Raw genomic sequence first — 7,616 nt, 5'->3', positions numbered from 1 at the left:
ACCCGGCAGTCCCGCGTGGCTTGGGACAGCGACCACAGTGGGACGTGCATTACGAATGATCGAAGATGGGTTTTTAGATGCAAACAACGTCAATGATCTCGCAGATAAGCTCGGCATCGGATCACGTCACCTTTCGCGGCTGTTTGCTAAACATGCGGGTGCGAGTCCTAGCCAAGTCGCGGCGACCGCACGCGTGCAACGCGCAAAGCGGATGATTGATGCCGGAAATATGGCCCTATCTGAAATTGCGTTCGCAGCCGGATTTCAGAGCGTCCGCCGCTTCAATGATGTGTTCAAGGCGCTTTACGGCAGACCACCATCGTCCCTGCGGCGAAAAGTAAATGTCTAAGCATTGCGGCGAAAACGATCCTTTGCGCCGGTGATACAAACGTCAGGTTTTGACTGCCTTTCTTGTCAAAGCCGTTGTTCACATCTGTCTACGCTACCGTGTGACGTGCGGGACAAAGTGTGCTTTCGCTGCGTCTGCGCCAATGGCAGCTTTCAATAACCTGTTGCCTTTCTCGTGAGCAGGTAGAGCGCGGATGATCTTCAAGTTATGGCCTTTCATTGGTAACAGTGCATGAAGGGGTGATTCATGATTTTCAGGTACTTAAGCAATATTGCAAGACGTACATTCGACGCGCCTGATGAAACTGTGAACCACGGGGTCATCGGTTATTTGGGACTGACGGAGACTACCGACATTAGCGCGCCCGACCTAGCGCCCGGTTTCATACTAGACAACAAGACTGCAGCTCCGCCTTGGCACATTGTCGACCATGATCTTCGAACTATGACTATTCCGAATTGGCCCATCAGTTTGTGGAAGGTGCATGCCCTAAAGCCGATTAGGCCGCAGGGCCATAGAGGCAACTATACGCGATGTAGTGCTATCAAAGTGTTAGAGAGTTTGCCGTCCTTCATGGTCTTCGGCGAAACCGATACCGGTGTAGTTGATATCATAGAATTTGCCCAGAAAATGACGCTGAAGCAGGCGCAATCCTTATCAAAACTAAGGGGAAGAGACGCACCTGCGACAAACTCCAAGGTATGGCAAAGGTGGATCAAACAGAACGGAAATTCCAGAGATGGATACATCAAAGATTTTGATAACGTTTTGAGTATTGGCCGGTCACTAGGTGATTCACCGATAGGATCCGGCCTACTGTTGATATCGAGAGTCATATTCAATCAAGCTGGGAAGGTGGACGCGGAAAAGGCGTATGCCTATGAGGACGACGGTACACCATTTCTTGCAGATCCATGGGATAAAGCATGTTCCACTTTGAAAGACGCAGCGCTTTCGTTCGGCGCAAGCGAGTTGTGCGATAAAGCTGACATCGCAGAGATGCGCAGACCTTTGCGGCAGGTGGTCCCCGGTTTAGTCAAGATGATCGAGGATAAAGTACAAAAATAGCTTTCTGTGTGGGTATGCCCTGACCGACCGTGTGGATCTGTTTGGCGAAGCCTCCTATGCCACCGGGCTTAGCAACGCTGGCGACACCAGCGCCCTTAGCGCAAATGCAGGCCTCAAAGTGGTGTTCTAAAATGGCGGTGGATGGCCCTTATCGGTTATTGCCGCTCCAACTGAGCGCTACAGTCGCATTCGGCAGGGGAGCCCAAAGCGGACCCGATCTAACAGGTCAATGATCAGTGAGCCCCCAGAAGGGCCGGCGGAGTCCGGTCATTCGCTGCAGGTGCAGCGGGAGACATTGCGGGCTGTGAAAGCGGACATTCAATATCGGCAATGCATCTAGCATCTTTTGCCCCGGATAGATTTGACCGGCCGCTCGCTAGGCATATTGCCTTTCCAAGCTGCGATGACCATTGTCGGCGGCGCACTTAGGCACCATATCTGGTGTTATGTCAAAGACGCGAAACAATCACTATGTTCCCGAATGGTACCAAAAAGGATTTTGGGAGCCGGGTGAGACCACCTTGGCTTATCTCGATCTTTCGCCGGAGCAATTCATCCGTTCCGACGGCACGAGAGGCTTCAAGAAAAACTTACACAATGCGCCGCCTTCGCGGGCGTTCGTCAAAAGAGACCTATACTCAACGTTCTTCGGAATGACGGTAAACGACGAAATCGAGAGAAAGCTTTTTGGAGATGTAGATACGCGTGGTGCGATAGCAGTCAGAGCCTTCGCCGAAGGACAACCTGCAGAGTGCCATAAGAATTTCATGGGTCTTTTTGAGTACATTGACACTCAGAAGCTACGCACACCCAAAGGCTTGGCTTGGCTCCGCTCTCAGTATCCTGCGCTTTCCCAAAATGAGCTTATGATGGAAATGCAAGCTCTGCGAATGATGCATTGCACAATTTGGACGGAAGGCGTCAGAGAGATCGTTTCTGCGCGCGACTCGGAAATCAAATTCATAATCTCTGACCATCCAGTGACGGTTTTTAATCAGGCTGCTTTTCCTGGATCAAAACTGAATACTGAGATTGTCGACCCCGGCATCGAACTTAAGGGCACCCAAACCATCTTTCCACTTGATCGCGATCACTGCTTGATCCTGACGAACCTAGAATTCGCCCAAGATCATGATTGCGATCCGATGCAGAAACGGACCTTTGCAGGGCGGTTTCGCAATTCGATGGTGCGAACAGACTCTTTCATAAAAAGCCGTGCGCTAGAATCGGCCGAGGTGAAGGCCGTAAATCAGATCATACGTTCACGTGCCCTTCGATATGTCGCTGCTGGCAAAAAGGAATGGCTGCCCCACCCAATCATAGGAACTAAGGAGTGGAGGGCAGCTGGGCAGGTGTTGTTGCCTCCATCTGACGAACTGTTCCATTTTGGTGGTGAAACCTTTGTGAAGTTGGAAAGCGGCGAGGTCGTCTATCAGGATGAGTTTGGACGCGGAGAGAAGGAACGAGAGTTTTTGAAAGTTAAACCTCCCAAGGGGAGGCTCCGGTCAGGTAGTTCGTGCGGTTGCGGTTCAGGTAAATCCTTTGGAGATTGCTGCAAAGCGAAGCCGGACCACTTGCGCCCTGCCTGGGATCAGATGAGTATTCGCGAGCGAAACCAGGCACTGTTCCGAGGCATCGAGAACATTTTGGAACTTCGACCGGATACAGACTGGACGAATGTTCGTCGCAACATCACTGACGAGAAAATCATCAAAATATATTCGGTGTACGAAGCGTTGTGGCCATTGGAAACGGACTTGTTGGCGCTCTTACCAAAGCCCGACGGCACCTCACGCGCTGTGTACACTGGCATGCTGCACCCAAGCAAAATCGCAGAGGCGGCACTCGGCAGCTCGCTATTGTTTGATGAACTTCTGGTTCAGCATCCTTTCGTGAACCCACGCGCGTTGAATGAGAAGTTTAACCCCGTCAAACACCCCCAGGCTTATCGCCAGGAAGTACTCAAGAGCATCCTCATGATGTTTCAACTCATGCCGCTAATCGATATGGGCTTGGTGAACCTTTATCCAGATCCTTGGGACTTCGACTACAATCTGCGCGACCAAACTATGCGTTTGGCCGAAGACCGCGGACGATTGCTCCGGCCAATTATGGAGGTCGATGAAGAGATGCGTGCGTTTCAAGAAGAGGAAATGAAACGCAGTCTTTTCCAGATTTCCGAGGAAGGGCAACGAGCGCAGATAAAGCGACTCTCGCCGGAGTTTTCGGACGAAGAAGTCGAGGCAGTTCTAAGTTCGTTGAAAGTGATGAAGGAGCAAGATCCCTATGCAGTTTTGCAAACGGAACCGACGTTGCAGGGTGAGGAAAACGGACAACTTCAAATGTTCAAACTTGCACCCAACTTCGAGATGTCGATGTACTTGGCACAGGCAACAGGGGCAACCATCGTGACCGACAATGTGGTGCGGTGGAACGAACTCAAGTTTGCAATTCAAGCACGTGGAAAACAGGTGGTACAACATCTCAATGACGTGGCAGATGTTCTTGAATCTTCTCCACTACCGTTGCTTCAGCACCCCATCGAGGTAGCTGAATGGCAGCAAAAAAAGATGCCCCAGCCTCATGTAAATCTGCTCCGAAAGCTATTTTCTTATCTTTCGAGAGTGGAACAAAGGGGTCAAAAGCCCAACTTTGAGAAACACCTTTTGGCAAGTTGCGTGAAGGGACAAGACGTCTACATGCAAGCCGTAGAACAGACGGACTATCTTCGTCAAAATGTTCATGTTGAGTGCGCTTTCCCCAGCGGTGGAATCTATGACAGTACGATCAATCGACTCCTCTTGATGTCCAGCTCAGAACACCACATGCAGAGCGTGCCTATGGCTCTCTATCTGAAAAAGAGTGGTGATATTTCTCTAGGTCAAGATCGCTCCTGGTGAACGTAGATCAAAGTGAACTTCCTCCACAGTCGGAGTAGGCGTGGAGCGCTGTGCTCAAGCCGATCTGATTAACTTTCATGGGACGTAGAAATGGCACGGCATTTCAAGAAACATGCATCGGCTGCGCACTTAATCCTCATTTTGGCTGAACGATAATATGTAGTTCCGGACGTAGTCGATTGGATCAGCCACATAATCAGCGGCCACTTTCGCGGGATCTTCGTCCCAGCTGTGATGCGACCAGTCCCACGACTTTGAGCCTTGGTATTCGTGAAACGAACCCCACCCGGTTCTTCGCTCTTTCGAATTACAGGTCAATATCAAGCACTCAGTTAGGCGAGGTAGAAAAACTATCTCTGAAAAAGGGCGATTGAGTGCCATAAACTGGGGCTCAAAGTAAATCCCAACATGCACATTTTTTAGATCACAACGGTTGTAGAGATCAAATGTCTCGTCGTACTCCTCTGGCGTTGAGAATGCAGCGAGAGCATTAAGTGCAAGACCACCAAAGGGTTGACGCCGTTTTTTTCTTTCAACATTGCTTTCGACAAAGCAATCTGAGCCAACACGCCTGTTCAGCAAATTTACTACAGAGCGCTTGTTCTGCACTTTGTCAAAGTCGTCATACCTCACTACCCTAGACTCGAAAAATTCAAAGGCTTCTGGTGACAGCTTCGCTAGTTCCAACGTGGAGTCGATAACGCTATCTATGAAGGTTTGCGCTTCTTCCTTCTCAGGTACCTTTTCTTCAATCTTTTCAATCACTGCCTTTGCCAAAGCGAATGTGTCCTTTGTAGGCTGGGTCTCCTTCGTGTCTGGGATCGCGCCCGTACCAATGCCAAGATAGGATTTTCGGAAACCCAACAAACGGGCTGCATCGTCGCAAAACTTCTCTTGCGCTGTGCCTTGCCTGGTAAAATGCGGTGTTTGAGCTGTGCTGTTCAAGAAGGCATCGCGTAGCCCGTTCTCTACATCGGAATAGTAGAGTGGACCATCTGTCTTCTGCAGGCAGGCTTTGATAAACTCGTCTGTAAAGCGGCTGATCTTCTTTGACGCTGTAGAGTTCTGATTTTCGGTACAAGATGCAAACTGAACGAAATTAGAGAAGCTTGATTTTTTGGCCACTGCAAGCGGGGAAGCATCTGATTTTATCAATCGTTTACCCGCCTCGCATGCATCAATCACCACCACTGTCAGCTGCGCTTGGAACTGCCGAAGTAAGCTAAGAGCCTCCGTATGTGATATGCCAGTGGTATTAGGTGATGTTTCCCTGAAACCCTCAAAGCACATAAAAAATTCGTCAGTATTGGAATGCCCATGACCCGTGAAATAGAGGAAAACCTCCTGGCACTCTTCATTTTCCTCGGATAACTTGCGGACAGCATCTTTTACGTCGGATACTGGTAGGTCAATGAATTCGATGATCTGACTAAATTTCTGCGTATCGCTAAGAAGCTTGTGGAGCTGTTCCACATCGTTCCTGCATGCTTCTAGAGCTCCTAACGATTGATATTCTGTGTTCCCAATAAGTAATGCAATGTTCTGACTCAATTGACTGTCTACCTCCGACTTGCGCTTGTGCTGTTAACGTGGGCTAACCGCTCCAAGAAATGCAACCGTCTTGCCGTCCATTTCACCTAAGCGCTAGCCCTATGTTCCATCTTAGCCACCCAATCAAGGACAAATCGACTCCTACGAATGTCGTGAATGCGGGCTGCAACAGCAGAATTCTGACTGTTTGTCGAAGGTCCGCATAGGGCCGATTTTGTTCTCTAATCTGTCAATGTTCGTTTTCACTTTTGTGTTTTTCTGACGTCTGAGGTTGCCTTGGTTCTCTTCGAGCTCGCGGGCTCATGATGGGGTTGGCTGGGTGTGGATCGGCAAGGTTGAAACCGCGATCAGATTGTTAGTCTACTCTGTCGCTACAAAATCGGCGCCATGTTCCACGCCCTCCCTCGGGCGTCTTCCCTTATGGGAACTGTGATGTAGGAATCCTCTGTTGTTCAGGGTTTAGTTACGTTACCTGGAATTCGGTTTGATCGCGCATCATGGCGTGCAGGATGATTGCAAGTCGCCTTGCCAGTGCCACGCGCGCTTTTCGCATCGTTGACCGCGCACCGATCGCGAGCGCCCATGACTTGAGTTTCAGCGGTGCCGCATATCGCGTCAGCATCACATTTGCGGCCTCATAAAGCAGCGTTCGGACGCGCACGTCGCCGCGTTTTGAGATGCTGCCGGTGTAGTCCACCTCGCCGGATTGGTGGCGTTTGGGAACCAGCCCGAGATAGGGGCCTACATCTCGCGAACGTCTAAAACGTGCCGGATCATCAATTACTGCAGCAAATGCCAACGCCGTTATCGGGCCGACCCCCGGCACTGTCATGAGACGCGCACAGACCTTTGATTTGCGGGTCATAGCCTTTATGTCTCTGTCGATTGCTGAGACCGCCGACAATATCGCTTCGCGCGCTGCAAACAGGCCGCACAACGCGGCATGCAAACCAGGAACGCCATCGCTGATCTTTAGCGCCGCGTCTTTGAATGCGGGCGACAGTGCCCGAGGGAGGCGCACGCCAAATACGACGACCAGCCCTCGGATCTGATTGTCGATGGTCACGCGCTGCCCGACCAGCTTCTTGCGGGCCGCGATCAGCGACCGGATCGCATGAGCGGATAGGGATTTAACATGGGTCGGTTTGTAGAACCCTGTTCTCGCCAGATGTGCCAACCCACGTGCATCATTGCGATCTGTCTTGTGCCCGGCCAGCGATTTGAGGGCCTGATAGGCTTGCCTGCTTTCGATACAGACCACCGGAATCCCCAGTCCTGTCAGCCCGTGGAAAAGCATTGGGGCCATGCGTCCGGTCTCAAACACAACCTTGACACATATTGGTCCTTTGGCGAGAAAGTCTGCAATCGCCCTGGGTGTCGAGGCAGCTTTGCCTTCCCGAATGAGAACCCCTTCACGATCAAGAACACAGATGTGTGTCTCTTCCATCGACACATCTAACCCAGCAAAATAATCCATCGGTCAGTCTCCTTTTCAGCGATATGAACATCAAGAATAGCAGGGGCTGCAGTGTGCCGATCCTGATTACGCCATGTTGAAAAACTCAGCTTGTTTGGCGAGCTGAGCGCTGATTCAATTTCGGTATTCGTACTGGAGGTTGATTGCGATGATGGGACCGAAGCAGGAAGCGCAGGCGGCCTTGTTCTATGAGTTCTCGCTTGAAGATCACGTCCCGCAAGATCACCTGCTGCGTGCGATTGATCGGTTCGTTGATCTCAGCAGCATTCGC

Annotated in this window: 5 protein-coding genes; 3 read left to right on the top strand and 2 right to left on the bottom strand. The window is 50.8% G+C overall.

Going from position 1 to position 7,616, the window contains the following annotated elements:
• The 3 genes from ACFWW2_RS01930 to ACFWW2_RS01920 form a co-directional block, all read left to right on the top strand.
• The coding region (locus ACFWW2_RS01930; RefSeq protein WP_393925676.1) for a helix-turn-helix domain-containing protein at nt 1-349 on the top strand (349 nt) is incomplete at its 5' end.
• A gap of 573 nt (nt 350-922) precedes the next feature.
• Nucleotides 923-1,417, top strand: a complete 495-nt coding sequence (locus ACFWW2_RS01925; protein WP_393925675.1) for a hypothetical protein — start codon at nt 923-925, stop codon at nt 1,415-1,417.
• Between the two features lie 446 nt (nt 1,418-1,863).
• Nucleotides 1,864-4,317, top strand: coding sequence for a DUF4238 domain-containing protein (locus tag ACFWW2_RS01920; RefSeq protein WP_393925674.1), 2,454 nt, complete (start codon nt 1,864-1,866; stop codon nt 4,315-4,317).
• A gap of 129 nt (nt 4,318-4,446) precedes the next feature.
• Here the strand turns inward: ACFWW2_RS01920 and ACFWW2_RS01915 are convergent, their stop codons facing one another.
• On the bottom strand, nt 4,447-5,868 hold the full coding sequence (locus tag ACFWW2_RS01915) for a caspase domain-containing protein (protein WP_393925673.1): 1,422 nt from the start codon (nt 5,866-5,868) through the stop codon (nt 4,447-4,449).
• Nucleotides 5,869-6,331: 463 nt separating this feature from the next.
• On the bottom strand, nt 6,332-7,345 hold the full coding sequence (locus ACFWW2_RS01910; RefSeq protein ID WP_393925672.1) for an IS110 family transposase: 1,014 nt from the start codon (nt 7,343-7,345) through the stop codon (nt 6,332-6,334).
• Between the last annotated feature and the right edge of the window lie 271 nt (nt 7,346-7,616).

The sequence above is a fragment of the Yoonia sp. R2-816 genome, from assembly GCF_046762905.1.
Lineage (GTDB): Bacteria > Pseudomonadota > Alphaproteobacteria > Rhodobacterales > Rhodobacteraceae > Yoonia.
Note: the sequence above shows the minus strand (reverse complement) of the source record. Positions and strands in the feature narration are given on the sequence as shown.